This window comes from Dietzia massiliensis, from assembly GCF_018390595.1.
Lineage (GTDB): Bacteria > Actinomycetota > Actinomycetes > Mycobacteriales > Mycobacteriaceae > Dietzia > Dietzia massiliensis.
In genome coordinates, this window is record NZ_JAHBAV010000227.1 from 1 (window position 1) to 424 (window position 424).

Annotated in this window: 1 pseudogene; it reads left to right on the top strand. The window is 54.7% G+C overall.

The annotated features are described in order from the left end of the window. Nucleotides 1–87: 87 nt before the first annotated feature. Nucleotides 88–424 (top strand): annotated as a pseudogene (locus KHA85_RS20370) (hypothetical protein); the annotation flags it as partial.

Genomic DNA, 424 nt, shown 5'->3' on the forward strand with positions numbered 1-424 from the left:
TCAATAATCTGTATATTAGAATCATCGTGATCGGGCGGGAATGTGTTAACATTCTCCGCTTGTTAAACCGCCACCACCGCCAATCACATGAAATTTCCTGGTAAACGCAAGTCCAAACACTATTTCCCGGTGAGCGCCCGCGATCCGCTTCTGCAGCAGGCTCAGCCCGAAAGTGAAATCAGCACCTCGTATATCGTCGGCATCGACCAGACGCTGGTGGATATCGAGGCGAAGGTGGACGACGCTTTTGTCCAGCGCTACGGCCTGAGCCTGGGCCACTCTCTGGTGATCGAAGACGACGTCGCCGAGGCGCTGTATCAGGAACTGAATGAAAACAACCTGGTTACCCATCAGTTCGCCGGCGGCACCATCGGCAATACCATGCACAACTATTCGGTGCTGGCGGACGATCGCTCGGTGCTGC